This is a genomic window from Verrucomicrobiales bacterium (genome assembly GCA_016793885.1).
Lineage (GTDB): Bacteria > Verrucomicrobiota > Verrucomicrobiia > Limisphaerales > UBA11320 > UBA11320.
On sequence record JAEUHE010000272.1, the window covers coordinates 11,542 to 38,263 of the forward strand.

Annotated in this window: 20 protein-coding genes; 10 read left to right on the forward strand and 10 right to left on the reverse strand. The window is 59.7% G+C overall.

Features of this window, described 5'->3' with window-relative positions:
- Nucleotides 1–2: 2 nt before the first annotated feature.
- Entirely contained in the window at nt 3–3,116 is a 3,114-nt protein-coding gene (locus tag JNN07_29300) for a PAS domain S-box protein (protein MBL9171863.1), read from the reverse strand.
- Nucleotides 3,117–3,446: 330 nt separating this feature from the next.
- On the opposite strand from JNN07_29300, the gene JNN07_29305 reads away from it, so the two are divergent.
- From JNN07_29305 to JNN07_29330, 6 genes are all read left to right on the forward strand, one after another.
- Nucleotides 3,447–4,691, forward strand: coding sequence for an MFS transporter (locus tag JNN07_29305; GenBank protein MBL9171864.1), 1,245 nt, complete (start codon nt 3,447–3,449; stop codon nt 4,689–4,691).
- A gap of 179 nt (nt 4,692–4,870) precedes the next feature.
- Entirely contained in the window at nt 4,871–5,314 is a 444-nt protein-coding gene (locus JNN07_29310) for an acyl-CoA thioesterase (protein ID MBL9171865.1), read from the forward strand.
- Between the two features lie 280 nt (nt 5,315–5,594).
- Entirely contained in the window at nt 5,595–6,098 is a 504-nt protein-coding gene (locus tag JNN07_29315; protein MBL9171866.1) for a hypothetical protein, read from the forward strand.
- Between the two features lie 343 nt (nt 6,099–6,441).
- Complete coding sequence (locus tag JNN07_29320) at nt 6,442–7,644, forward strand: hypothetical protein (protein ID MBL9171867.1); 1,203 nt, start codon at nt 6,442–6,444, stop codon at nt 7,642–7,644.
- 733 nt (nt 7,645–8,377) lie between these two features.
- Nucleotides 8,378–8,566 carry a hypothetical protein gene (locus JNN07_29325; protein ID MBL9171868.1) on the forward strand — a complete coding sequence of 63 codons (189 nt, stop codon included), beginning with the start codon at nt 8,378–8,380 and terminating at the stop codon, nt 8,564–8,566.
- Between the two features lie 318 nt (nt 8,567–8,884).
- Nucleotides 8,885–9,493, forward strand: a complete 609-nt coding sequence (locus tag JNN07_29330) for a hypothetical protein (protein MBL9171869.1) — start codon at nt 8,885–8,887, stop codon at nt 9,491–9,493.
- A gap of 145 nt (nt 9,494–9,638) precedes the next feature.
- On the opposite strand, the gene JNN07_29335 is transcribed toward JNN07_29330, so the two are convergent.
- The 9 genes from JNN07_29335 to JNN07_29375 all read right to left on the reverse strand — a co-directional run bounded on the left by JNN07_29335 (nt 9,639) and on the right by JNN07_29375 (nt 20,396).
- Nucleotides 9,639–10,022: a protein tyrosine phosphatase gene (locus JNN07_29335; protein MBL9171870.1), complete on the reverse strand. Its 384-nt coding sequence runs from the start codon at nt 10,020–10,022 to the stop codon at nt 9,639–9,641.
- Nucleotides 10,019–11,467, reverse strand: a complete 1,449-nt coding sequence (locus JNN07_29340) for a DUF1501 domain-containing protein (GenBank protein ID MBL9171871.1) — start codon at nt 11,465–11,467, stop codon at nt 10,019–10,021. The genes JNN07_29335 and JNN07_29340 overlap by 4 nt, the downstream gene beginning before the upstream one ends.
- A gap of 15 nt (nt 11,468–11,482) precedes the next feature.
- Nucleotides 11,483–14,731, reverse strand: a complete 3,249-nt coding sequence (locus JNN07_29345) for a DUF1553 domain-containing protein (protein MBL9171872.1) — start codon at nt 14,729–14,731, stop codon at nt 11,483–11,485.
- Between the two features lie 539 nt (nt 14,732–15,270).
- Nucleotides 15,271–15,765 (reverse strand): hypothetical protein, encoded by a 495-nt coding sequence (locus JNN07_29350; GenBank protein MBL9171873.1) that lies wholly within the window; start codon nt 15,763–15,765, stop codon nt 15,271–15,273.
- A gap of 61 nt (nt 15,766–15,826) precedes the next feature.
- Nucleotides 15,827–16,663, reverse strand: a complete 837-nt coding sequence (locus JNN07_29355) for a sugar phosphate isomerase/epimerase (GenBank protein MBL9171874.1) — start codon at nt 16,661–16,663, stop codon at nt 15,827–15,829.
- 23 nt (nt 16,664–16,686) lie between these two features.
- Nucleotides 16,687–17,076: an RbsD/FucU family protein gene (locus JNN07_29360; GenBank protein MBL9171875.1), complete on the reverse strand. Its 390-nt coding sequence runs from the start codon at nt 17,074–17,076 to the stop codon at nt 16,687–16,689.
- Between the two features lie 28 nt (nt 17,077–17,104).
- On the reverse strand, nt 17,105–18,541 hold the full coding sequence (locus JNN07_29365) for a phosphoglucomutase/phosphomannomutase family protein (GenBank protein MBL9171876.1): 1,437 nt from the start codon (nt 18,539–18,541) through the stop codon (nt 17,105–17,107).
- 129 nt (nt 18,542–18,670) lie between these two features.
- Nucleotides 18,671–19,066, reverse strand: coding sequence for an NADH-quinone oxidoreductase subunit A (locus tag JNN07_29370; GenBank protein ID MBL9171877.1), 396 nt, complete (start codon nt 19,064–19,066; stop codon nt 18,671–18,673).
- A 52-nt stretch (nt 19,067–19,118) separates the two neighbouring features.
- Nucleotides 19,119–20,396, reverse strand: coding sequence for a Gfo/Idh/MocA family oxidoreductase (locus JNN07_29375; GenBank protein MBL9171878.1), 1,278 nt, complete (start codon nt 20,394–20,396; stop codon nt 19,119–19,121).
- 704 nt (nt 20,397–21,100) lie between these two features.
- Between JNN07_29375 and JNN07_29380 the strand changes: the two genes are divergently transcribed.
- From JNN07_29380 to JNN07_29395, 4 genes are all read left to right on the forward strand, one after another.
- Nucleotides 21,101–22,738, forward strand: coding sequence for a long-chain fatty acid--CoA ligase (locus JNN07_29380; GenBank protein ID MBL9171879.1), 1,638 nt, complete (start codon nt 21,101–21,103; stop codon nt 22,736–22,738).
- Between the two features lie 23 nt (nt 22,739–22,761).
- On the forward strand, nt 22,762–25,170 hold the full coding sequence (locus tag JNN07_29385) for a 3-hydroxyacyl-CoA dehydrogenase/enoyl-CoA hydratase family protein (GenBank protein ID MBL9171880.1): 2,409 nt from the start codon (nt 22,762–22,764) through the stop codon (nt 25,168–25,170).
- 2 nt (nt 25,171–25,172) lie between these two features.
- The gene (locus tag JNN07_29390) at nt 25,173–26,351 is read left to right on the forward strand and encodes an acetyl-CoA C-acyltransferase (protein ID MBL9171881.1); all 1,179 of its coding nucleotides are present in this window, start codon (nt 25,173–25,175) and stop codon (nt 26,349–26,351) included.
- A gap of 36 nt (nt 26,352–26,387) precedes the next feature.
- Nucleotides 26,388–26,722 (forward strand): electron transfer flavoprotein subunit beta/FixA family protein (locus tag JNN07_29395; protein MBL9171882.1); only part of this gene is annotated, 335 nt, incomplete at its 3' end.

The following is a 26,722-nucleotide window of genomic DNA, read 5'->3' on the forward strand; positions in this document are numbered from 1 at the left end:
GTTCATTCCTCGAGAGTTTGAACCTCGTGGTCTGCTTCCGTCGACTCAGGGCGGGCCACTTTCGGCAGGGTGAAGAAGAAGCAGGCGCCTGCCTCCGGCTGCGCCTCGGCCCAGGTGCGCCCGCCATGGCGGAGGATGATTCGTCTGACGTTAGCCAGACCGATTCCGGTGCCTTCAAACTGCGAGGTGGTATGGAGCCGCTGGAACACGCCGAAGAGCTTGCCGCTGTAGTTCATGTCGAATCCGACCCCGTTGTCTTTCACGAACAAGGTGTGGTCGGCAGCCGTCTCGGAGTTGGAAAGGAGGCCGATTTCGATGACGGCGGTTTTGCGCGGCCGGCTGTACTTGAGGGCGTTGTCGATCAAGTTGTAGAGGACCTGCCGGATCAGCGACGGATCACCATCCACCACCGGGAGGGTTTGGATTCGCCACTCCACCGAGCGCTCCGCCAGTTCAGGGGTGAGTTCGCGGATGACCTCCTGGACCACATCATTCAAGGCGAACCGGCGGACGGAAAGTTGAGCCCGGCCAATGCGCGAGAACGCCAGCAAGTCGTCGATGAGCTGTCCCATCCTCTTGGCGGCTTTTTCAATGGTTTGGAGATAGCGACGCCCCTCCTTGTCCAACTGTTGGGAGTGGCCTTCCATGAGGATGCTCACATAGCCCGCGATGTGTCGCAACGGCGCGCGGAGGTCATGGGAAACGGAATAGGAAAACGCCTCCAGCTCTTGGTTGGTAGTTTGGAGTTGGCGGTTGGCCGCCTCCGTTTGCCGGGCCGCATTCGCCGCTTCCAGATGGGCTGACTTCAGGTCTTCCAGAAGCACGATCATGTTCGCGTTCAGATCTTCGACCTCCGCCACCCGTTGTTGAAGCTCCTCGGTTCGGTCTTGCACGCGGCTTTCCAGCGCTTCGTTCAGCCGCCTCATTGCTTCGGTCGCCCGTACCTGTTCGCTCACATCGAGCACGATGCAAAAGAGGAGCGAGCGACCGCCGACGTTCAGGGAGCCCGCGTAGATTTCCACTTCGCGGCGTGAGCCGTTAAAAAGGCATTGGGACAGGTGAAAGAGATCGTTGTCGCCATTCTGAGCCTGGCGCAACAGATCGAGCATCCGGTTTTCAGACAGCGGCGTGAGGTCTTGGATTCGTTTCGACTTAAGCTCCTCCAGAGAGTAGCCGTAGAAATCTGCCGCTGCAGGATTGGCGTCGACGATTTGGCCGCTCTCCGGCTCAAGCAGCAACTTGACCGCCCGGTTTTTCTCAAACATGGCGCGATAGATCTCCTCGCGCTCGCGCAGCGCACTTTCGGCCTCCTTGCGGTGGGTGACATCTTGGATGACCCCGATGACGCGGGTAACGCGGCCATAGGCGTCGCGGAATCCGTGGCCCTGCATGAACCGCCACTCCTGGGTTCCGTTCGCGGTGCTGACTCGGTACTCCAGCTGGAACGTTTTTCCAACCAGTCCGACCTGTTCGATGGTTTTCTCAACCAGTTCACGATCCAAGGGATGGATCTGTGCAAAGAGTGTTTCGAGGGTTCCGCTGCCCTTCGCGCGCGGAAACCGCTTCGCTGGCTGAGCGTCGCGCCAATAGAATTCCCGCTTCTGGGGAAGATACTCCCACGTGCCCATGTCGGCGGCTTCGATAGCGAAGCGTAGATGTTCTTCGCTCTGGCGAATTCGCTCCGTCTGACGTCCGAGCTGTCTGCGTAGAGTGACTACCCACGTGGCGGTCATGAGGGTGACCAGTCCCATGAACCCGAGCACCCCGGCGGTATTCCGGTGTGTCCACCAGGGTGCGACCTCCAACACTTGAAAGTCCTCTGGTCCCCGCAGCAGGATTTGAAAGGACTGGCCCTGGCTGGATTCGGGGGTGAGGCTGGAACAGATTCCGATGAGCTCCACCATGTTCTTCTTTTTAAACGGCAGCGATTCGGGTGGGCCGGGGTTGGGGATGATGCCTCCAAACACAAACTGATCGGCTTGCAGCCAGACGATCGCCTCGTTGTCCTGGTACGCTGATCCGGCAATCCGGCCCGTCACGCGAACGAGTTCGCCGCTTCGCGATCTCCGTGCAGCTTGTGAGGCGCTGATCTTCGAAGGCTCGATTGGTTGGTGTTCGCCGGTGTTTTGGAAAAGGGCATCGGCCAGTTCCAAGGTCTGGTCAGTAAACTGGGGGTAGGCTACCACTTGGAGGACATCGCCCACAGCAAACGGCGTTTCTCCGGTGTGGGCGATACGAATGCTACCGGGCTTGTCGTGGAGATAGACCGCCTTCCCGGGGAAGATGGCGGTTACGGTCCCGAGAAAATGCTGCCGGTTGAACGGCTCCATGGTGGTATCGGCGTTGACCAACAAATTGGTGATCGCGCGGATCGGCAGGTTGAAGGGCGCGTCTCCGGGCGGGGCCACCAGGGTGATCTGGTTTCCATCGGCAATCAGCAGGCGCAGCCGTTCGGGCGTGCGTGGGGCTTCCGAGTAAACCTGAGCCACTCCGGTGAGGCTTAACTTGATGTCGACGTTTATCTCGCGCTGCCAGGCCGCCGGACGGTCCACGATCGCGATCAACTCCCCGCCACGGATGGCGACCCGGAGCTTGAGTTGATTGGTCGCGACGGTCACCTGCCGGACGACCCCGATGGTTTCGGTCCATTGCGAGTCCATGGTTCCTGAAATCGCCCGGTAGTGCGGCGTCGAAGTAGAGCGGGGCAGCACATCGGTGCCGAGCAGGCTCACGCGTCGAGTGTTGACCACTCGCCGGATACCGGAGGTGATGAGCTGTCCCTCAATCTGAAGCTTGCCCCCGGGCTGGATTCCCGGATCGCGTGGGCTCGGGTAGAGCTGGATCCCTCCCGTTGCATCCTGAAGGAAGGTCAAATTTTGCGAGGGGTCATGATAGGTGATCACTCCCACCAATCGCACCTCCTGAGGTTTCGAGAACGGATGAAGAGGCAGCAGCCGAATCTGACGAACTTCTGTGAGCGGGACTATTTTATCCTCGGCCACCGACGGAGCGGCAGGTGTCGGAGCGCTGCGTAGCTGGGGTGAACATGCCAAGAGTACAACGAGCAGGGCCGCCCCGGTGCCGATCAACCCCCGCCATGAAGACGTGGGGCTCATCTCGCGTCCGTTCGGTGCGGAAGTAAAAGTCGGCGCTCTGACGGGAGTAAGCCGGGTTGTTTCTCAGTACAGTCCATGATCCGAGCAACTGGGCATAGAGTGGCCTAGGGCTTCCCCAGTTTGCAAAGCCGAAATCGCATCGCTTTCGGGCTTGTTGACCGGTCTTGCCGCTCGGATGATGGGTCGATGCAGACAGTCTTTTGTTCCTCCCAGGAATCCCCCACCAGGCCGGCGTGCACTGTCCTGGCGTCTTCGGCATCGGTTCAGTTGACCGGAGGATCCGTGTGCCCCGTCTTTAGTTGAACCCTCGATCCCTCCTCCTTTTCCAACGTGAGTGCCGCGGACCGAACGGATGGGCCCTATGCGATTCTTCGCAATCGCAACTATTTGCTGTACCTGATCGGCCGCTTTATCGCTTCGGTCGGCAACCAAATGCTGACGGTGGCCGTGGGGTGGGAACTTTACGAGCGGACCGGATCCGCCTTGGCCCTTGGGTTCGTGGGGCTGGCTCAGATCCTCCCGATGTTCTTGTTCACCCTGCCGGCCGGGCATTGGGCGGACCATCATCCTCGAAAGCGCATCATGGTATGGATGACTGGGGTGCATATGGTCAGCAGTTTGGGACTGTCCTTTGTGTCGGCCTTCGATGCTCCGGTCTTTTGGATGTACGTATTCCTTTTCGTGGCCGGGACGGCTCGAACCTTTTTCTGGCCGGCCAGCGCCTCCTTCCTGCCGCAATTGGTGGGGCCGGTGGATTTTCCCCGGGCCGTTGCCTGGAGCACCGGGAGCTTTCATTTGTCGAGCGTGGCTGGCCCTGCCATCGCGGGAGCGTGGCTCGCCTGGAGCCATCGAGCGGCGGATATCTACACCTTTAACGTGGGCGCAACCCTGGTGTGTCTGGTGCTGGTGAATCTGGTCCACTGTCGCGAAACTCCCACTCCGCGGCAGCCGATGACCTTGAAAAGCCTGGTGACGGGATTTCAGTTTGTCTGGGGCAGTCGAATCATTCTGGGCACGATCACCTTGGATTTATTTGCCGTGCTGTTGGGTGGCGCGACGGCTTTGTTGCCGATTTATGCCAAGGACATCCTGCGAGCCGGACCCTCGGGATTGGGGTATCTTCAGGCGGCACTGCCGTTGGGGTCCCTCGTTTCCTCACTTGTCATGGCTCATCGAGCGCCCATGGAGCGGGCGGGGCGCGCGCTGCTCTGGTCGGTCGCGATCTACGGCGCGGCGACCATCGTGTTCGGGTTCTCGAAGACGCTTTGGTTGGCCTGGCTGGCGCTCTTCGTGTGCGGTCTGGCCGACAATGTCAGCGTGATCATCAGGCACACGCTGGTGCAGATGCTGACGCCAGACGAAAAGCGTGGGCGGGTGAGTGCGGTGAACAGCCTGTTCATTGGGACTTCCAACGAGTTAGGTGGATTTGAATCTGGCTTCGTCGCTCATCATTTCGGACCGGTGTTCGCTGCGGTGTCGGGAGGAGCAGGGACCATCTTGGTGGTGATCGCCATTGCTTGGATCTGGCCGGAGATCCGTCGCTATGGACGACTCAGCCCGCCTCGTCAGGACTAACCCCGGCTCGCCCCAGCTGGTAGGGCGAGATTCCACTCGAGCCCTGACGAGCCCGAGGCTGTGGAATGGACCGGACGCGCCCCCGTCGAGGGCCCTACATCCAGGTCGAACGTAGGCTCGCCCGCCCTCGCTCAACAAATTGCTTCCCCTGATTGGCCTTGTCTTGGTCCACTACCGCCATGGCTTATGAATTCAGCACACGCCGTCGGGTGGAATTTAGCGAAACCGACATGGCGGGAATTATGCACTTCTCGAACTTCTTTCGTTTCATGGAGTCCGCGGAGGCGGCGTTCTATCGCTCGCTGGGTTTTTCCGTCGTGATGAAAGAGTCGGGCCACGGTTGGCCTCGCGTGCATGCGGAGTGCGACTATGAGCGGCCGCTTTTTTTTGAGGAGGAAGTGGAGATCCGCATGGTGGTTGAAGAACGTCGGACGCGCTCGGTAAGCTATCGGTTCAAGATTTTGAAGACCGAAGGCGGTCAAACGTTGGTGGCCGCGCGGGGGAACGTGGTCGTGGTATGTGTCACCAAGCTGCCGGATGGCAGGCTGACTTCCTGTCCCATCCCCGAATATTTCAGCCGTCTCGTGGAGCAAGCTCCCCCCGAGGTGCTGGCAGCGTGGTAAAGGTTCAGGACGCTTTATGCTCATCCAGCCAGTCGGATGGACGCAAACTGCGGTTGGTGGGGAATCGAAGTGGCCGCCAATACCGAGGTTGGCGTAACACGGAAAGACCTGTCAGGATCAAATTTAGGTGTGAGGCTCTGGCTGAGGCAGTCTACGGGATTCTTGCGAGGAACCCCTGCTGCGTAACGGTTCATTGTATTCAACAGAATAGTGGCATCCATATTGGCACAGGTGTCGCCGTGAAGTGGTAAGCTATTGATACGCTGGTGAACGACTGATCATGTCAACCTCTGTCTCCAGACTCAGCTCGCTCACCCTTTTGGCGGTGATCATCGCTCTCTGTTTTGGCATGTTCGTGGCCTATTCCGAGTCCAGGAAACGTGCGGATGCCGAGCGTTTTCTCCACTTTATGGCGTATGCTTTCCATGCTGAGGGGATGAACGATCACATCCCTTTCCGGGTACCATTAGGGCATACGCTTGCTCTTGCAGACCTCAGGGACTGGAGGTATCCAGGCACTTTATACAACCGTGAGTTTACAAATGTGGTGGGTGCAGACGGCAATCTGCGTAGCGTTACTCGTTTCGGCAATCTAGAACTTCGGATCGAAACCGAATTGGTGGGGGAGGTGACGAATGTGGTGGTGGTGTTCCGTTTCCCCTCGTGTGGGGTGGAGAAGAAAACGCCTCCGTACGGTTTTACTCACTTTCAGGAATTGTTCCTCGCGAAGACCGGAACGAATTTTGTCATGCCGACTGTTGTTGTTCCTTTTCCAAGGCCTTAGGTGAGGGGGCGTCAAACGGAGCACCTCTCCCCGTGCGGCGATTGCTCCGAGTAAAGTCTTAGGGTCAAGTCTCTCAGTTCCGATAACGGCTCCATGGAGGTGGACTTGCAGTGCAGGAAGAACCCGTAGTAGAGGAGCGTTGCGTGAAGGAAAAGCGGTGGCTTGCCACCCGCGCTCCATAGCATCCACTCCCGCCGCATTAGCCGCAAAGAACGAAAAGAGACGAAAGAAGCGGACGGATGCAGGGGGTGTGGAAGTGTTCTATCCTCATATCGCGATCGACGGATAGTTGTTGCCCAGGTTTCCCTTGCACCGACCTGGGTCGTGTTCTAATTTGACAACCATGGGTGCGTGTGACCGGTCTAGCGAGTCTGGAACTGGAGTTCTCGGGTTCTGTCTTCGGCGGGACGCGATTCGAAAATTGGCTCTGACTTCCGGCGTTCTCTGGCTGCTCCGCGCGTCCGCTGGGGCTGATAGCCTCATCGAACTCAGCGACGAGTTCGACCGGGCGGATTCGCTGACAAATTGGCACCGAGTTTTTCAGACTGAGGGTTGGAACGCCGACCAATTAGAAATCCAGAATGTGAACACCGCGGTGCCGGGCCGGATGCTCATGGTTCCACGAACCAGCACGTGGTATCAGGATTATCGCGGGGAACTCAGCTTCAAGTTGGTGTCCGGCGACTTCGCGATCACTACCCTGGTGCATCCCCGCAACCGTCAAAATACCGCCGCCCCGGGCCGGGATTTCTCGCTAGCGGGGCTCATGCTGCGAATTCCAACAGGGCTGACGGATGGACCCATCGGATGGGGACCGGGCCGGGAAAACTACGTCTTCCTCTCGCTGGGTTCCGCGGATAGTCCTGGCTCGTACCAATTTGAGGTGAAGACCACCCGTGACAGTGTGAGCGTCCTGAATATCTCACCGGGAGTTCCCGATGCTGCGATTCAGTTGGCCCGGATCGGCTCCAGTGTGCTGACTTTGGTCCGCCCGGTCGGGGGCGCGTGGCGCGTGCATCGCCGTTATAGCCGGCCGGACTTTCCGAACTCACTCCAGGCCGGTCTGACCGTGTATACGCACTGGAGCGGGGTGCAGGCAGTCTACCCGTTTGGACAGGAGCGAAATCACAATTCCCACGTGATCGTCGGGCAGAATCCGGACCTGCGAGCGGAGTTCGAGTATGTCCGGTTCCATCGCATCGGGGTGCCGGGAAACCTCGTCGGTCGTGATTTCTCCAACCCCGCTCAGGTGAGCGACGCTCAAATCCTCGCCCTGCTTGGCGAAACTGCGAATGTCCCGGGCGGTGCTGCCATCCCGCCCCGATTTGCGGAAACCCGCATTGCATCCTCGGACGGCACCTTTCACGCCGTGATCGATCAACTCCAGCCTGAGCGGACTTATTCCATCCACCGTCGTTCCGTCCAAGCCGGAGGTTCCTGGGAGGAAGTGACGCGCTTTGTCAGTATCTCCGACCGACGGGACATGTCTGTCGCGCCGACCTCTTCCACGGGGCCTGGCTGGTTGTATCGGGTGGTGTCGCCCTAGCGTGGTGTGGGGGATCGGGCTTTGATCTATGTATACCGTGAAGGTAAAGATGAGGCCACGCCACTCATCTTTACCTCCAAAAATGGGGAGTAGAGAAGCGGGGCAACGCCGGCGTTTCTCACTTTGACGCCCGGGCCCGAACCCGCAGGGTTCAAAGAGATTTAGCCGGGGGTGCTTGCACCCCCGGAATTGTTAAAACTACGGAGCATCGCGCAGCGATGCCACTGGCTTCAGAGGCCTGCGTCAACCGACTCAAGGAACCTAATGAGTTCGTCAGTCCAATGGCCGACGGGTGGCACGCCTTTCAGGGTGGTGGTGAATAGGGGGGGCGGCAGACCGGGGGTGTCGCTGCGCTCCACGCCCCGGCTAATCTCTTTGAACCCTGCGGGTTCTCGGCCGCGGATTCAGGAACTCACCCGAAGACATAAGGATCTCCGACAACCTGTCCATCCCCGCTTCTGGAGGTAAGGATAAGGCCACGCCACCCGCACTCCGTAGCCCACAGGGAACTCCCGCATTAGCCGCAAAGAACGAAAAAAGACGAAAGATGCGGACGGCGGCAGAGCGAGTAACTTCCTGGGTTTGGCAATTTTTTCGTCATCTTTCGTTTCTTGCGGCTAAAGGAGCGGTCGGGGCAAATCCAAGCGGGTGATGTCCGCTACCATCCCACGGCCAAGGAATCTTCCGCAGAACCCGCTTCCGTTTACGTGGGCAAGGGGGTATACTAATAAGTATGACAGCACGCGTCATCATCGAACAAATCAAAGCGCTTCCCCCGGAGGAGCAAGCCAAAGTCATCGGTTTCCTTGAAGAGGTGAAGACTGTGCAAGCCGTGCGCACGATGAAGTCGGAGACATTCGAGGAGTCGAGCAAGCGTGTGTTCGACCGCCATGCCGAACTGATGCAGAAGCTCAGCCGATGAGCGAGCGATGATCGCCATTGCAGAACGTCGGATGAACAAGGCGGGCTTGGCCGACATCCTGAGGAAACTGTGCGGCGCTGCTTAAGAGGACGGGGGATTAGGGGCTGATCTCTGCGTTCTTATATGGCATCTGACTGTTACATCTTATCTCGCGATCCGACGAGACGACCGGTAAATATCGATGGAGAGTGTACTGGGCTGCTTCCTCTCCTCGCCTGTCCCTCCTGCAAACAAGTCCAATCGTTTTGGGCGTGTGAGTTTCCAACACTGCTACTAACTCCTGAGGAACGAGCCGTATGTTTATCGAGCCATAAGCAGTTGCCCGCTCGCAATTCGGCACGAACTGGAGATATTCTGAAAACGGTAATCGTGCGGGATACAAGAGGCGGCCTCCAGCCGTCTGAATGGATCTCGTTCAAGTCCATTCTGCAGGCGCGATTAGGTAGACCGCTGGCAATCGTTCCGGGAGCGAAATATGGTCCCTACAGTGGGAGTTGCAATGTGAAGCCTTCCGACATAGCCGCGACGCTCGGTACAGGTGTTTTGTTTCATGAGCGCGTATTGGAGGTCTTGGCGAAACGAGGCATCAATCTTACTGCGGCTAAGGCGCAGCTTTCTGTTCGAGGCAAACTATCGACAACTCACTACTCAGTCGAGATCCCTGGCGTGAGTGTTTTTTCAGACCAAACGCTTGAGGACCTCACGATCACGCTATGCACAACCTGTGGCGAAGGTGCCCGAAAGCGGCCGAACGCGACTGCTGACGGTCAGTGGCAGATCCGACGTTCGGAGTGGCCCGATGGCGCACATCTAATCAGGTGCCGTGAGCATCAGACCAGGATCCTCGTTTCTGATGCGTTTCGTGAAGCCATCATGAGTGGTGAAGTAGAGGGTATGATTTGTTCTAGAATCGGGTGTTGGGTCTAGACTACTTGTGAACAAGAAATCTGGGCTGCGGGCTGTTATTTCAACGGGATAACGCTTATAGCCAAGGGTTACCAGGCACGGGCTAGCCTGGAATACGCCGAATGAACCACGGATATCGCGGATGACACGGATTGGGAAGGGTAACCTACCATTCCTCCAGCGTGGCCACCGCGATTTCCAAAGCGTCGATCAATTCGGGATCCATGAATTCGTAATCGTCGGTAAGGTTGAGCACGTGGCAGGACTTCTGATTTAGCTCCTCACTGAACCGTTCTGCGGCCCGGTTCAAATGGGATTTCTCCATGAAGAAGATGACATCGGCCCAGCCGATGAGACCGGCGGTAAGTCGGACACGCGCCTCGGGTTGCGTTCCGGCCGATCGAACATCGTAGCGCGCTGAACCGCGATAGATCTCTTCCGCCGTAAGGCTTCGCTTTCGGTTTCGACTGCACACGAAGAGCAGCTTGAGCCTTGGGTTGGAGGGCGAGGCTTCGGAGTGCCTGGGAGCGGGACCGTCAACGCTGCTCACGCCAGAATTCCGGGAACGAGTTCTCCAGCGATGTCGGTGAGTCGATAGTCGCGCCCTTCGAAACGATACGTGAGCTTGAGGTGATCCACGCCGAGCAGGTGCATGATGGTGGCGTGGAAATCGTGCACATGAACGGGCTTGTCGGTGATGTTGTAGCCGAAGTCGTCGGTGGCCCCGTACGTGATGCCGGGCTTGATCCCGCCGCCGGCCATCCAGAGGGAGAAGCAGCGGGGATGGTGGTCGCGCCCGAAGCTGTCCTTTTTGATCTCTCCCTGGCTGTAGGAAGTCCGGCCGAATTCTCCTCCCCAAATCACCAGCGTGTCTTCGAGCAGGCCGCGTTGCTTCAGGTCCCGAACCAAGGCGGCGCTGGCCTGATCGGTATTCTTGGCCTGCTTCCGGATCTCCGTGGGCAGGTTCCCGTGATGATCCCAGTCCCGATGGCAGAGCTGAATGAATCGGACCCCCCGCTCGGCCAGCCGCCGGGCCAGCAGGCAGTTGTTGGCAAACGATGATTTGCCGGGCTCGGCGCCGTAGGAGTCGAGCACATGCTTGGGCTCCTTGGAAATGTCCATCAGCTCCGGGACGCTGGTCTGCATCCGATAAGCCAGCTCATAGTTCTCGATGTGGGTCGCGATGTCCGGATCTCCGAGCAAGCCGAGCTGCCGGCGGTTGAGCGTCTGCATCGTGTCGATGAGCTGCCGTCGGGAAGCATCGCTGATGCCTTTGGGATTGCTCAGGTAAAGAACGGGATCGCCCGAACCCCGGAACTGAACGCCTTGATAGTTCCCGGGCAGGAACCCATTCCCCCAGTAGCGCGCCTGGAGGGGCTGTCCGCCTCCGCCGCTGAGCAATACCACAAAACCGGGCAGGTTGGCGTTCTCGCTGCCCAATCCGTAGGTCACCCACGATCCCATTACCGGACGGCCGGGCTGCTGGTGTCCGGTGGTGAGGTAGGTGACGGCGGGATCGTGGTTGATCGGCTCGGTAAACATCGAGCGGATCATGCAGAGTTCATCGGCGATGCCGGCGGTGTGGGGCAGCAGTTCACTGAATTCCATCCCGCTGCGACCATGGCGCTGGAACGCAAAGGGCGAGCCCACACACAGCAGCTGTTTTTGCCCGCTCGTCATGCCGGTGATCCGCTGTCCCATGCGAATCGAAGGCGGCAGCTCCGTATTGGTTAGTTCTTGAAGCTTTGGCTTATGGTCGAACAGGTCGATGTGGGACGGTGCCCCCGACATGAAAAGATAGATGACGCGCTTGGCTTTAGGAGCGAGGTGACCGCTGGGCAGGATAGCTCCGGTGCCCTTGGGGGTGGCGGAACTCGCTGCGGAGGCGCGGTTGGCCAGCAGCGACGCCAAAGCGAGCGAGCCGATACCGGTCGAGCTGCGGGCGAGAAACGCTCGGCGAGAGACCGCGGGATGGAGATCGGTGATGCAGTTCATGGCACAAGGCGGTAATTATCGCGTCAGGGTTTCGTTCAGATTGAGCAGCACGTTGGCTACGCCGGTGAGCGCGGCCAAGTCGATCGGGTTGAGCTCGGCTGGGCGGGGAGATTCGCCGACCGACAGAAGCTCGGTGGCCGCTTGGGGTTCACGGAGAAACGTTTCACGCTGAACCTGATAAGCCTGGCTGAGCGCCGCCAGTTCTTCAGGAAGCGCCGGCCGGGCCAAGGTCAGTCGGAAAGCCCGTTTGATCTGTTCCTGAACGTCAGCACCTGCCTCGATCATGACCCGGGCGGCCAGCGCTCGGGAAGCTTCGACGTATACCGGGTCGTTCATCACGACCAGCGACTGCAACGGAGTGCTCGTCCGAGGCCGGATCATGGTGCAAGTCTCGCGGCTCGGAGCGTCGAAGGTCTGGAAGCTGGGGTAATGCGCCGCCCGCTTCCAAAAGACATACATTCCCCGCCGATAGAGATCCGCACCCTTGCTCTGCTCGTAAGTGTGATCGGTTCCGCTCCAGATACCGGGCGGCTGATACGGCTTGATGCTGGGGCCCCCGATGGTCGGGTTCAGGAGGCCACTGATGGCCAGGGCATTGTCGCGGATCAGTTCCGCCTCCAGCCGGTGACGCGGGCCTCGGCTGATCCGGCGGTTGTAGGGATCTTTCTCCAGCTTGCTCGCGGACACCGTTGCGGATTGGCGATACGCAGCGCTGGTGACCAGGAGCCGGATCATGTGCTTGATATCCCACGGCTGCGGCGTGGGGATGCGGAGCGATGCGGGTTCACGGTGCGTGGGCTGCATGAACTCGGAGGCCAGCCAGTCTAGTAACTCGGGATGGCTGGGACGATCCCCCTGCGATCCAAAATCGTTGCTGGTCTTCACCAGTCCGGTGCCGAAGAGCATCGCCCAGTATCGGTTGACGGTGACGCGCGCGGTCAACGGGTTGTTGGTGGAGACGATCCAGCGGGCGAGGGCAAGCCGGTTGGTGGGCTGATCTGTGGGGAGGGGAGGCCAGCAGGCAGGGGTGGCTGGATGAACCTGTTCGCCCTTGCTTTGAAAGTTCCCTCGAACCAGCACAAACGTGTCGCGTGGCTTCTCGAGTTCGGCCATCACCATGGTATCCGGTATCTGACTGAGCAGGGCGTCCTTGTCAGCGCGAAGGCGTTTAAGCCGCTGGTCCGCGGCGATGAACTCCTGGGCATGGGTTTCGCGGAAAGCCGTCTGGAGCCCCAGTCGTTGCTCAGCCGTGCGCTGTTCCTGGGGAATCCGAGCCCAGGCAAGGTGCACTTCATGGACGAGCGATTTCACCTGATCCGGCGGGAGGACGCGATCATAGAACCGGACCTCGTCCAAGGAGCCCCGAAATGCAAAGGCTCCCACACGCGTGCCGATGAGCAGCGGTGTAGTGGTGGCGATGGAGTCCGAGAGCTTGTCGTGAGGGACATCCACGCTGCGAACCGAACCATCCACATAGATTTTCACACCGGCGGCCTTTCGCGAGCCGTCGTAGGTGACCAACACATGATGCCAGGCGTTGGTGGAGATCGTTTCCTTGGTGCTCACCTTCAGGGCGTTTTCCGGGAACGCATTGACCAAGTGCACCTCCAGCTTGCCTTCGGACAGCAGCAGGTCGAAGCCACGGTAGGTCGGAGCCGGCTCCATTTTGCTCAGAATGGCTCCGCTTCGTCCCTCGGATCGGATCCACGCCCCGTAGCTGAAGGCGTTGGTGGACTCGATGGCCGGGGCCGAGGTGATCTCGAGGTATTGGTTGGTGGAGCCGTTGAGGCGCAGGGCGGATCCTTGGCAGCCGGGTTCAAAGGCCGGTGCCTCACCCCGCAAGAGCGGAGCGGTTGCGCCGGAGCCCGGGAGCGATTGTTGAAGCAGATCGGCTCCATCGAGGGGAAGTCGGGCGGACAGGCCGGGGATGTCGACGGGGATGGGGGCGGCGGATCGCACCTGCTCCTCCCAGCGTTGCTGGGCCTTGGGCAGGTCGGCTTCGCGCTCGGCGAGTTTTTTTTCGGCCGCGGGAATGGAGTCGAGGAAGCTGACCAGCCGGGCCCCTTGTTCCTGCGAGGGAACCTTAAGCACCGGCGCAGGGTTGCGGGTGCGTGTTCCATCGAGTCCGCGCTCCGGAACGCTGTGGAAGAAGGAGTACATCTGATAAAATTCCTTCGTCGAGATGGGATCGTATTTGTGGTCATGGCACTCGGCGCAGCCCATGGTAGTTCCCAGCCAGACCTGTGCGGTCGTGCTCACGCGGTCCACGCAATACTTCGCCATGTATTCCTCCGGATCTACGCCCCCCTCGTCGGTGGTCATGACGTTGCGGTGGAAGCCGGTGGCGATCTTTTGGTCGATGGTGGCGTTGGGAAGGAGGTCCCCCGCCAGCTGTTCGATGGTGAATTGGTCAAAGGGCTTGTTGTCGTTGAACGCTTGGATCACCCAATCACGCCAAAGATGCATTTGCCGAAAGCCGTCGAAGTGATAGCCGCTGCTGTCGGCGTAGCGGGCTTGGTCCAACCAGGCTAGCGCCAGACGCTCACCGAAGTGAGGGGACTCCAGGAGCCGGTTGACCCATTTCTGCAGCGCCAAGGGACTTTCGTCCCGCACAAACGCATCGACGTCGTCGGGCGTGGGAGGGAGTCCGGTGAGATCGAGCGCGAGTCGACGTGCCAGTGTGTAGCGATCGGCTTCGGGATTCGGTTCGAGTCCGGCCGATTCGAGCTCCGCCAGGACGAATCGATCAACTTCGTTTCGTACCCAGGATTCCTGTTTCACTCGGGGGAGGGCAGGTCGGGACGGAACAACGTACGCCCAATGATCAGACCAGGGGGCTCCTTGAACGATCCAGTTTCGCAGCGTCTCGATCTGAGTGGCGGAGAGGCTCTTTCCCGTTTTCTCGGGTGGCATGCGATCGTCATCGTGGGCGGGCAAGGAGACTAGTTTGAGCAGCAGGCTCTCCTCGGGTTTTCCCGGGACGATGGCGTAGGCGCCCGACTTGCTCTTCTTGAAGGCATCCTCCTTGGTGTCGAGTCGAAGATTGGCTTTGCGCTGGTCCTTGTCCGGTCCGTGGCAAGTGAAGCAGTTGTCGGAAAGAATCGGTCGGATCTCCTTCGCGAAATCCACCGGCGTGCTGGACGCCGCCTGGAGCCGGGCACAGACCAGGCCCAGACACAGGTACAGCCAGAACGAGAGCATTCGCCCGCCCGCCCGGGCCGGCTGGACGAGCTCGCCGCCAAATCTGAAAAATAGGGGACTCATGCGCATTGGTTCACGCTCACGTGAGCTTGTGTCCCTTATTCTAGGTCGAAGCGAGGCTTGTGTTAATGGGAAAGTTTGGGTTTCTGTGGGGGGCGAGCGTCGTTACCCAGGTCATAAACCATGCGGGCGGTACCAAGGACTGCCAACGAACGGTCCCCTCAACCCGAAACCAGGCCCGAGCGGACCTACACCGCAGAGACGGGAAGAGCGCAGAGAGGAAGAACAACTGATGAACCACGGATTTCGCTGATTCCACGGATTAAGGATCCTGACGGGATCGGAAGTGAAACCCCCTTCTTCTCTTCCATCCGAGTCATCCGAGAAATCCGTGGTTAAAACTTCCGTCTTAGGTTTCTCTGGAACTGCTCTTCTCAAGCGGCTCCTACCAGGCTCGGAAGGAAGGCCGCGACAACCTCCCAGGAAGAGTTTTACCCACGGAACACACAGAACACACGGAGTCGGAGGTAATTGAGCAGAAGAGCAACTTCAGTCGGCTCGGCCACTCGCCCCGCACCCGCGGTCGGGGTTGCGGTCTCTCCTCAGATCCGTGTGGTCCGCGTGGTCCGTGGGAAAAATGTCCCCGCTCCCAAGGCTTCCACGCCTTCCAGTTCGAGATTGCGCCGTCGAAGTTTGAAAGTGCCGACCGCGAGACAGACGAATGAAGTTAGCCACAAGAAATAGCCACTTTTCGGCCAACCCTCCTCAGCGCCGCAAAGGATCAGGAAGGAAGAGACGTGCACACTGAAGCCGGTCGCACAAGCCAGCCAAAGCACGTTGGAAGCGCGGGATCGAAACAGGGAGAAGAGCAGGGGCGACAGCACCATAAACACGTTGGGAATCGTGTAAGAACCGTAGAGGAGTTGATCCTGGTCTCCCTTCCAGGCTTCTACCAGCATTTGGAGTGAAGCCTTGGCGCAGTCCCATCCGTCCGCGTCCGGTATGGCGGGCATGAACATGGAGACGACATAGGCTGCCCAGGCTACTCCGTACCAGGGATTGAACCAGGGACGGGAGGGGGAAGGGGTCTCGGTCATGGTCGTGCGTGCGGTGTGGTTAAACCATACCAAGCATGGGGGCCCACCCGGGATGAACCACCTACTGGCTAGGAATCGCCTGATTGAGCTGTCGGATCGCGGCGATGGTCTGGCGTGCCGCGGCGATGGAGTCAGGAAGCGGGAGCACTTCAGCGGAGAGATAGCCCGCGTAGCCAATGTCTTGGAGGGCTTGGGCCACCGCCCCAAAATCGGTATGGCCAAGCCCGGCTGCCTGACGGTTACTGTCGGCCAGATGGACATGGCCCACCGAGGAACCCGCCCGGCGGAGGGAGTCGGCAATCGACACTTCCTCGATGTTCATATGGAAGCAGTCGCACAACAGCTTCACGTTGCGAGTGCGCAGGGAGCTGAGGTAGGAGACCGTATCGTCTACCGTGTTGAACAGGTTGGTCTCGTATCGGTTCAGGGGCTCCAGCAATAGGGGAACTCCGTAGACATGCGCCCGCGGGCCCAGTTGCTCCAAGGCCTCGGCCATCCAGGCGAGGCTTTGAGCCCGGGTGACTCCGGCTTCGACGCGCCCCTGCATGGAACCGATAATCGCCGGCGCCCCCAGCTTGCCGGCCAGGTCGACGATCGCGGAAACGAAGTGGCGAGCCCGTCCTCGGATGGTGGCATCGGGATCGGTCAGACGAAGCTTCTGCACAACCCAGCCTGCTCCAGTTCCGACCGCCGCGAGCTTTAAGCGGTGTTGCTCCAGCAGATGCTTCAGCTGATAAGCGTCCAGATCGTCGGCCGACGGCGGGAATACCTCCACCGCGTCGAATCCGATCTCCGCCGCCCGGGCACAGCCATCGCTGAGTCCATCCCAGAACACGAAGGGTCCGCCTTTGGCCTCGGGGACCAGGGACACGGTAACGGCGCTGGCAAACGGCGGCATAGGTGGAGGCCGTGGTACGGGGGTCAGACCGAGATGAGGATCATGTTGCCGTAGGGCGTGGTATCCCCGGTGCGGATCAAGCCAATGGCGTCAGGCACGCGCTTCTTGAAATCCAAATGGGGCTCGAACGTCATCGGGATCTTGCGGCAGGCCTTGCGGAACGCGTTCCGAACCGGGACGGCGTTATGGCTCTTGAACTCAGCCGCCATAATGACCTCGCCGCATTTCCAGTTCGGGAGAATAGAATTCACCACGTCCAAAACCGTCGGCAAACCCTTTACCAGAGAGATGTCGACCGTCTCGATCTCGGGCCAAAACGGGAAGGCGGCATCGGCGATGACCAGCGCATTCGTATGGCGAATGCGGCTCAGCAGGTCGAGAACGTGGGGATTGATGATTCCGTTGATGAGCATAATGAAGTGAGCAGCGGTGAAGGCGGGTCTAAGCTCCCAGGAGTTGGTGGCAGGCCTTGCGGAGCTTGCTGAGTTGGTTCGGAGTCTTGGCCTCGATATAGGACCGGATGAGTGGCTCCGTGCCGCTCGCGCGGAAGGCGACCCATTCACCGTTCGGGAGCAGGAATTTATATCCGTCAGTCGTGATAAACTTCTGCACCTTGAACGGTCCCACCTTGTCCAGGCCTTGGCCAAGTCGGGCGAGCAGGGCTTCCTTCTTGTCGGCGGGGATTTTGACGTTGATGCGGTCGGTGTGGTAAGCGCCGGTATGCTTTTCGATCTCCTTCAGAATCTTGCCCAGCGATTTCCGCTCGGTGGCCACCAGCTCGGCCATGAGCAAGCAGGCCAGGATCCCGTCCTTTTCGGGGACATGTCCCTTGACGCTGAGCCCGCCCGATTCTTCCCCTCCGACAATGATAGCCTCGCTCTCCATGAGGGCGCCGATGTATTTGAAGCCCACCGGAGTTTCGTGGAGTTTGACCTGGAACATCTCAGCCACGCCATCCACCTGATGGCTGGTCGGCACCGTTCGCACGGCCGCCCCGGTCCATCCGCGGTTCTTCTTCAGGTGGTAGAGGGCCAGCGCCAACACTTGGTTGGGGGTGAGCCAGGTTCCATCCTGGTCGACGATGCCAAAGCGGTCGGCGTCCCCATCGAGCCCGAGGCCCAGCTTGGCTTTACCGGATCGAACGAGCTTGCTGACCTCGGCCATGCCCTCGGCGTTGGGTTCGGGATGATGGCCGCCGAACAGCGGGTTCAGTTCGTTGTGGAACAGGGTGATCTTAACCCCGGCCTCCTCAAGCAAGCTGTCCAAATAGCCGTGTCCGGTGCCATACATCAACTCAACTGCGATCTTGAGCTTGGCCTTCTTGATGGCCTTGAAGTCGATCAGCCGGCGGATCTGACGGAAGTATTCGGGGCGCGGGTCGAAGGTGTCACACTTGAAGCTGCCGATGACGGCGGCTTTGAAACTCCAATTCTCCGCGGCCAGTTTCTGGATGATCGCCTCAATGGGCTTGGTAACTTCGGTGGTGGCCGGGGCTCCGTTGGCGGTCGAGAATTTGAGGCCTTGATACTCGGCTGGGTTGTGACTGGCGGTCATGTTGATCCCGCCGATCGCCTTGCGCGTGCGGATCGTGTGCGAAATGACCGGGGTGGGGGTATCACGGTCGCAGAGGAGAGGGGTGATCCCGTTCGCTGCCAGCACCTCCGCGGCGGCGAGGGAGAACTCTTTCCCCAGGAACCGGGTGTCGTAACCGATAATAACGACGGGCTTCCTTCCGGCGATAGAAGAGCCAGGGCGCGCCAACTCCTCCTTAAGGTATTGAGCGATGCCCTGGGTGGCCAACCGCACGTTGTCGAAGGTGAAATCTCGCGCGATCAAGCCGCGCCAGCCAGAGGTTCCAAATTTGATGGGACAGGTCATGAGAATTGCGTCTTCGACGTAGCGTCGAGGTGGGGGAGGGGTGCTTGTGAATGTGACTGATGGAGCAGAACTCCACCTGTCGAGTGGGAGATAGACAGGAAGAGACGCGAGGAGGCGGGCTGAGAACGATCAGCTTTTCCAGTCCAGCGCATTCTTCTTGATGGCGTAGATGTAACCAATGAACAGGATGCCGAGAAACGAAAGCATGCTCCCGAATATCAGCCAGGCGTTAGTGGCCAGCATCTCCTTGTACACCACGGCCCAAGGATACAGGAACACCACTTCGATATCGAAAAGGATGAACAGCATGGCCACCAGGTAGAACTTCACCGACAGACGGCTGTTGCCATCACCCACCGGCAGCATGCCGCACTCGTAAGCGATGTCCTTCATCGGACGCGTGCGCGCCTTAATTTTCTGATTGGCCCAGCGCCCCAGGATAACCGACCCAATAAGGGTGACGGCGGCGAATCCAACCGCGACAAGTCCTAGCAGCAAGACCGGAAAATACTGATCCAATTGCATGGGCTGACGTTAGAAAGCCGAAATTCCCTTGGCAAGGGCAGATTTGGAACCCCTAAACCTTCCACGGACCGCGCATAGGTTGGCTAATATAGGTATTGGCCTCCTTGTCGTCGATAAAGCGTTGGCGGCGATCGTCGAACCTCAGGACTCGGCCGACCTGCATAGCAGTCTTGGCCAGGTTCACCAGGGTGCAAGAGCGGTGTCCGTTGATTTCGTTGAGAGCGAACTTGCTTCGCGTTTTGACGGCCTGGACGAAGTCGGTGACCATAGGAGCCGGGTCGGGGAGGCCGGCCAGCTTCTTTTCGAGATCCGGGATGTCGGACTTGAACCCTTTCATGATCTTTCCCTTGGGCCCTTGGAGGAAGGCTGCATCCTTTTCCCGGTTTTCGCCATCCAGAATGATCTCGGTGCCGTCCTTATACTTCATGCGGATCCGACGGAAGATGCCTACCGCATCCTTGTCCTGTTTCGGTCCGTCGCACTCGATTTCGATCGGACTCTCGTTGTCTTTTCCAATGATGTATTGGACCGGGTCGAGGTAGTGCTGTCCCATGTCGCCAAGACCGCCGCCATCATAATCCCAATAGCCTCGGAAGGTGCCGTGCACGCGGTGGGGGTGATAGGGCTTGAATGGGGCAGGCCCCAGCCAGAGGTCATAGTTCAGTTGGGCGGGAACGGGCTGTGGCGTCAGATCGGTGCGGCCGACCCAGCCGAATTTCCAGTCGAATCCCGTCGAGGCATTGAGCGTGACCTTGAGGGGCCCTCCCAACAAGTCATGCATGACCACTTTCTTGATGGGCTTTACCGTGGTGCCCATACCGTAGAAGCCATCCGAAAAGCGGAACCAGGTGTTCAGCCGGAAAATTCGCTTGTGACGTTTCACTGCGGCCACGACCGCTTCGCCCTCCGCGATGGTTCGGGTCATGGGCTTTTCACACCAGATGTCCTTGCCGGCTTTGGCAGCGGCGATCGACATGATGGCATGCCAGTGAGGAGGGGTGGGGATGTGAACGATATCGATGTCTTTGCGGGCTAGGAGTTCACGAAAATCCTCGTAGCCTTGGACATCAGGACCACCTTCTTTGACGGCGATCTCGAGATGTTTGCGATCGACATCACAGACGGCCAGCAGCTTGCAGGCGGTATTGATCGATTTGACATGGCCCATGCCCATGCCGCCGACGCCGATGACCCCGCGGGTGAGAATCTCGCTGGGAGGCGTGAAGCCGGGCCCGCCCAAGACGTGTCGTGGAACGAGACTGATCGTCGCGAGTCCGGCGATCGTGGTGGAGAGAAAGTGGCGACGGTTGAGCAGGTGCTTTTTGTTCATAAGCCGTTTCGGATGAAGAGGACTGACGCCCCCGGAGGGCGCTCCATTCAGTTTTCCCGCTGTAGGGGACGAGGTGACGAGCCCTCGGGGGTGGTAAATCCCCTGCGGTCCCGAAGACTCCTTACGTCGTCTCCTACAGGTGAAGGAATGGGACTTCGGGGCTGTAGGGGACGAGGTGACGAGTCCTCGGGGGTGGTAAATCCCCCTGCGGTGCCGAAGCCTCCTGACGTCGTCTCCTACAGGGGAAGGGAGGGGACTTTGGGGCTGTAGGGGACGAGGTGACGAGTCCTCGGGGGTGGTAAATCCCCTGCGGTGCCGAAGACTCCTGACGTCGTCTCCTACCGGGGAAGGGAGGGGACTTTGGGGCTGTAGGGGACGAGGTGACGAGCCCTCGGGGGTGGTAAATCTCCCTGCGGTCCCGAAGACTCCTGACGTCGTCTCCTACAGGGAGGAGGGCGACGCCCAACCCACTCCGGATTCAGGTCTTTGCCGGTTCTTACGATTATCTTCATCAGTGACTTGTAACGAATCGAATTGCCCTACGCCTTTCTATCCAAGGGCGGGTGCTGAACTTGGGCTTCCGACGTCGGGGCTGCTCATAAAAGCCTTGCCTGAAGCGGGTTGGCCACGGCTAGATGGGGCATCAGCCGACGGCACCCCGAGCTCTTTGCCGTGCGTCTTTGTCAACGGACGACTGTGAACGCATGAACTATCCTCAGATCACACTTCCGGAAATGCTGCGAAACACTGTTTCAAAGCGGCGGCAACACCCCGTCATCCTTTTCCAAAATGCCACCATTACCTATCAGGCCTTTGGGGATCAGGTGAAACGGGTGGCCGCCGGACTTCAGGCCTTGGGCATTCAGAAGGGCGATCGCGTTGGTCTCATGATGCAGAATTGCCCCCAGTTCGTGGTTGCCTACTTCGGGGCGCTGCAGGCCGGTGCCATCGTCACGTCGACCAGCCCCATTTATACTTCGCGCGAAGCGGCCCATCAATGGCAGGACGCCGGCGCCAAACTCGTCATCGCGGATCGCGCGCTCAAAGCCACGGTGGAGGCTGCGCTCGCGGTCTGCTCTTCGGCACAGAGGGTCGTGTGGGTGGATCCGGAGGATTACGCGGGACGCTCCTATGCCAAGGTGGTTCGAGCGATCGCTCGCGCTGCGAAACGCTCCCGCCCGGCGATCCCTGCCTGGTCGGGCTCCGGTATCGTGTCCCATGAATGGCTTGAGCTGATGGAGCAGGGGAATCGTCCCAAGCCCAGCGGTCTGCAACCTGAGGATATTGCCTGTCTGCAGTACACCGGCGGGACTACGGGCACCAGCAAGGGGGCGATGCTGACGCATCGCAACCTGGTCACCAACACCTATCAAGCGGGCGGATGGCTCTGTGGCGGGCGAGTGATCCCCGAGACCTTGGTCGCGGCGCTTCCTTTGTTCCACATCTACGCGACCACGTGTGTGATGATCTATACCATTCGCTGCGGTGGGCGGATGGTGATCCTTCCGCGCTTCGAGTTGCAATCTGCCTTGGACGTGGTGAAGAAATATCGGCCGACGATTTTCCACGGTGTGCCGACGATGTACGTGGCCTTCAACAATGCGCCCGACGTGAAGCGCTACGGGTTTGATTGCCTGCGCATCTGCATGAGCGGGGGAGCGCCTCTGCCGGTGCAGGTACGGGAGAAGTTCGAACAGCTCACCGGCGGAAGACTGGTGGAAGGCTACGGCCTCACCGAAACCTCGCCGGTGACCCACATCAGTCCGACGGATGGCACAGCCCGCAGCGGCAGCATGGGCGTGCTGATTTCCGACACGCAGGCGAAAATCGTCGATGTGGAAACCGGTCTGAAGAAGCTTCCCGTCGGGGAGGCGGGCGAGTTGTGCATTCGCGGGCCGCAGGTGATGAAGGGCTACTGGAACAAACCCAAGGAGACGGCCAATGTCCTGCGCAAAGGATGGCTGCATACGGGTGACATCGCCAAGCGCGATGCCGATGGCTTTTTCTACATCGTGGATCGCAAGAAGGATCTCATTATCGCCGGTGGTTACAACGTGTACCCACGGGAGGTGGAAGAGGTGCTCTTCGAGCATCCTGCCATTCAGGAGGCCGTTGCCATTGGTGTGCCGGACCCCTATCGCGGCGAGACGGTCAAGGCGTGCGTGGTGCTGAAGCCGGACGCCCGGGCATCGGCGGACGAGATCGCGTCGTTCTGCCGCGAGCGCCTCGCTTCCTACAAGGTTCCCCGGCTGATCGAATTTCGGGCGTCGTTGCCCAAGTCTGGCGTTGGAAAATACCTGCGCCGAGAACTCCGCGACGAACATTCCAAGACAACCGTTTGACTCGAACCCTCAGATTTTAAGCCATGCTTACTATAAAGAACGCAGCGGTGATCGGCGCTGGAACCATGGGAGCCCAGATTGCCGCGCATCTGGCGAATGTTGGCATCCCGGTGCTGCTGCTCGACGTGGTTCCGGCGGAGTTGACGCCGGAGGAGCAGCAACGCGGGCTAACCCTGCAATCTCCAGCCGTTCGTCAGCGGGTCGTCAAGGGACTGTACGAGCGGATGAAGAAGCTCTCGCCGTCGCCCTTGTTTTCCCCCGAGAACGCCGATCTCATTCGGTTGGGAAATGTGGAGGACCATCTGACGCAGATCGGCGAGGCGGACTGGGTGGTCGAGGCGGTTTTGGAGCGCATGGAGCTGAAGCGGGAGATCCACAAGAAGATTTGCGCCTTGGCTCGCCCGGATGCGCTGGTGACCACCAACACTTCCGGACTCTCCATCGACGGGATGGTCGAGGGCCTTCCGAAATCATATCGGGAGCGGTTCTTCGCCACGCATTTCTTCAATCCACCGCGCTACATGCGCTTGCTAGAACTCATTCCCAGCCGCGACACCCTCCCGTCCAGGGTCAAGGAGTTCACGGAGTTCGCCGAGGCCGTGCTGGGCAAGGGGATCGTGGTGGGTAAGGACACTCCGGGCTTCGTGGCTAACCGAATCGGCTGCTACGACATGCAGAAGGCGCTGTGGCTCACGATGGAGGAGGGTTTGACGATCGACGAGGTGGACTCCATCCTCGGACCCTTGGTCGGCCGTCCGAAGAGCGCCATGTTCCGTCTCGGAGACATCGTGGGAGTGGACCTGATGGTTCAGATGGCGCGCAACCTGCAGGGCCTGTTGAAGGAGAAGGAAGAGCTGGAACTTTTCCGTCTGCCCGAGTTCATCGAAGAGATGGTCAAGCGGGGCTGGTGGGGAGAGAAGAAGGGGCAAGGCTTCTACAAGAGGGTCAAGACCGACGCGGGGCGGGAGATACAGACCCTCGATTACAAGACCCTGGAGTACCGTCCCCGGCAAAAGAATCGATTTCCTTCGATCGATGCTGCCAAGAACTTGCCCACTCCCGCCGAGAGAATCCGGGCGATCTGCCAATCGGACGACAAGGTGGGTCGCTTTGCCTGGAATCACCTGAGCGCGGTCATTTGCTATGCGGCCAGCCGGGTGCCGGAGATCGCCGATGAGATCACGCGCATCGATGATGCGATGCGTTGGGGGTACAACTGGGACCTCGGTCCTTTTGAGATTTGGGATGCGCTCGGGGTGGCCGAGACCGTCGCGCGGCTGGAGAAGGAAAATCGGCCCGTTCCCGCTCTGGCGAAGTCCTTGCTCGCCTCCGGGAAGAAGGCCTTCTATGAGCCTCGTGAAACCCGCCTGTTTTTCTTCTCCCCCGCCAGCGGTTCCTTGGTCGAGAAGACCGCGGCTCCGAAGGAGATTCATCTCCCGAGGCTCCACTTCGGAAACAAGGTGGTGCGCGGGAACTCCGGCGCCAGCCTGGTGGATCTGGGCGATGGGGTCGCCTGTTTCGAGGTGCATGTGAAGATGAATGTGCTCGGCGGTGATCAGCTGAGCATGCTGCGCGAATCCTTGGATGAGGTGCGACGCAATTTCGCCGGGTTGGTGATCGGCAACCAGGGCACTCACTTTTCCGCCGGAGCGAATCTCTTGCTGCTCACCACTCAAATTCAGAATCAGGAGTGGGATGAAATCGACTTGAGCATTCGACGCTTTCAGAAAGCCACCAGTTCCCTGCGCCAGTTTGAAAAGCCGGTGGTGGGCGCCTGTCACGGCTATACCTTGGGTGGCGGATGCGAGTTGAGCATGGGATGCGACCACTTGATCGCATCGGCCGAGACCTACATGGGCTTGCCGGAGGTAGGGGTCGGGCTGATTCCCGCGGCTCACGGCACCAAGGAGATGCTCATCCGGTGTACCGAGCATATCCCCCGCACCGAGGACGTGGATTACTTCCCCGGTGTGCGGTTCGCCTGGGAGACCGCGGGCATGGCCAAAGTCTCGACCAGCGCCGCCGAAGCCGCGCGGCTGCGGTATTTGCGTTCCAGTGAGGCGACGGTGGTGTTGAACAAGGATTGGCTCATCGGCGAGGCGAAATCGAAGGTCTTGCGGATGGTGGCGGACAACTATCGGCCTCGCCCTCAGCGAACCGATATTCCGGCCATCGGGCAATCGGGCCTGGGCATGTTCCGCATGATCCTGCATCAGATGCGCGAGGCAGGACAGATCAGCGATCATGACCGCAAGATCGGCACCAAGCTGGCTCACGTGTTGTGCGGTGGCGATTTGAGCACGCTGCACTATGTTTCTGAGCAGTACATCATGGATCTGGAGCGGGAAGCCTTCCTCAGCCTCTGCGGCGAGCCGAAGAGCCTGGAGCGCATCAAGCACACGCTGAAAACCGGCAAACCTTTGCGAAACTAATTATGAGGGAAGTGTTCATTGTCTCCGCCGCCCGAACTCCCATCGGGAAGGCTCCCAACGGAAAGCTGCGAACGGTCCGTCCGGACGATCTGGCGGCCCTGACGATTCGTGATGTCCTGCGCCGGGTTCCGGGCGTCAGCCCGGACCTCATCGACGATGTGATTCTAGGTTGCGCCATGCCAGAGGGTTCCCAGGGCATGAATATTGGCCGCATCGCGGTTCAGCGCGCCGGCTTGCCTGAGACTGTTCCGGGCGTGACGGTCAATCGCTTTTGCGCCTCCGGACTCGAGGCCATCGCCATCGGGGCGCAGCGGATCTTGAGCGGCATGGCGGAGATCGTTATTGCCGGCGGCACGGAGAGCATGAGCCAGGTGCCCATGGGGGGGTATAAGATGTCGCCCAACCCGCAGTTGGTAACGGATCTTCCCGACGCCTACCTGGCCATGGGGCTGACGGCGGAGAACGTCTCCACCAAATTCGGTGTGTCCCGGCCGGATCAGGACGCGTTCTCTTTCCAGAGCCATCAAAAGGCCTTGGCTGCCATCGATGCCGGTAAGTTCAAGGATGAGATCGTCCCGGTAGCGGTGCGCGAGGTTTCGCTCGATGAGCAGGGCAAGCGGAAGGTGACCGAGTTCACGGTCGATACCGATGAAGGGCCGCGACGCGACACCTCGCTCGAGAAGTTGGGTGTGTTGCGGCCTGCCTTCAATCCGCGTGGAACGGTGACCGCAGGAAACGCGTCGCAACGAAGCGATGGCGCCGCCTCGGTTTTGCTAGTCTCTGGCGAAAAGCTTAAGGCTTTGGGATTAAAGCCGATGGGACGATTCGTGGCCTATGCCGTGGGTGGCGTTGCTCCCGGGATCATGGGCATTGGTCCGGTAGCGGCGATTCCCAAGGCCTTGAAACTGGCCGGGCTTAAGCTGGCCGATATCGATCTGATCGAGTTGAACGAAGCGTTCGCGGCTCAGGCCTTGGCAGTGATCCGCGAGCTGGGCATAGATGCGGCCCGAGTGAATGTCAACGGCGGGGCGATCGCCTTGGGGCATCCGTTGGGTGCGACCGGGGCGAAGTTGACCGTCTCGATTTTGAACGAGCTGCATCGACGTCAAAGCCGCTACGGATTGATCACGATGTGCGTGGGCGGCGGCATGGGCGGCGCCGGGATAGTTGAACGTCTCTAGTTCTGGACTAGGGTGAGGTAGGTTGATTTGCGACTGATGAAAATCTTGGTTCCTTTGAAGCGAGTGCCGGATCCCGACACCAGGATCCGGGTGAAATCCGACGGCTCGGGCATCGAGACCGATGGCGTGAAGTTTTCGGTCAATCCGTTCGACGCCATTGCCGTGGAGGAAGCGCTGCGGCTGAAGGAGAAGCTGGGCGAGGCGGAGGTGGTCGTGGTCACCCTGGGCGGGGATGAATGCGTGGAGCAGCTGCGCGTCGGCTTGGCCATGGGGGCGGATCGGGCCCTGCGGGTTCCCCTGGCAGCGGAACTGGATCCGCTCGGCATCGCCAAGGTCCTGGCGGCGGTATATCGGCGCGAGAAGCCTGACTT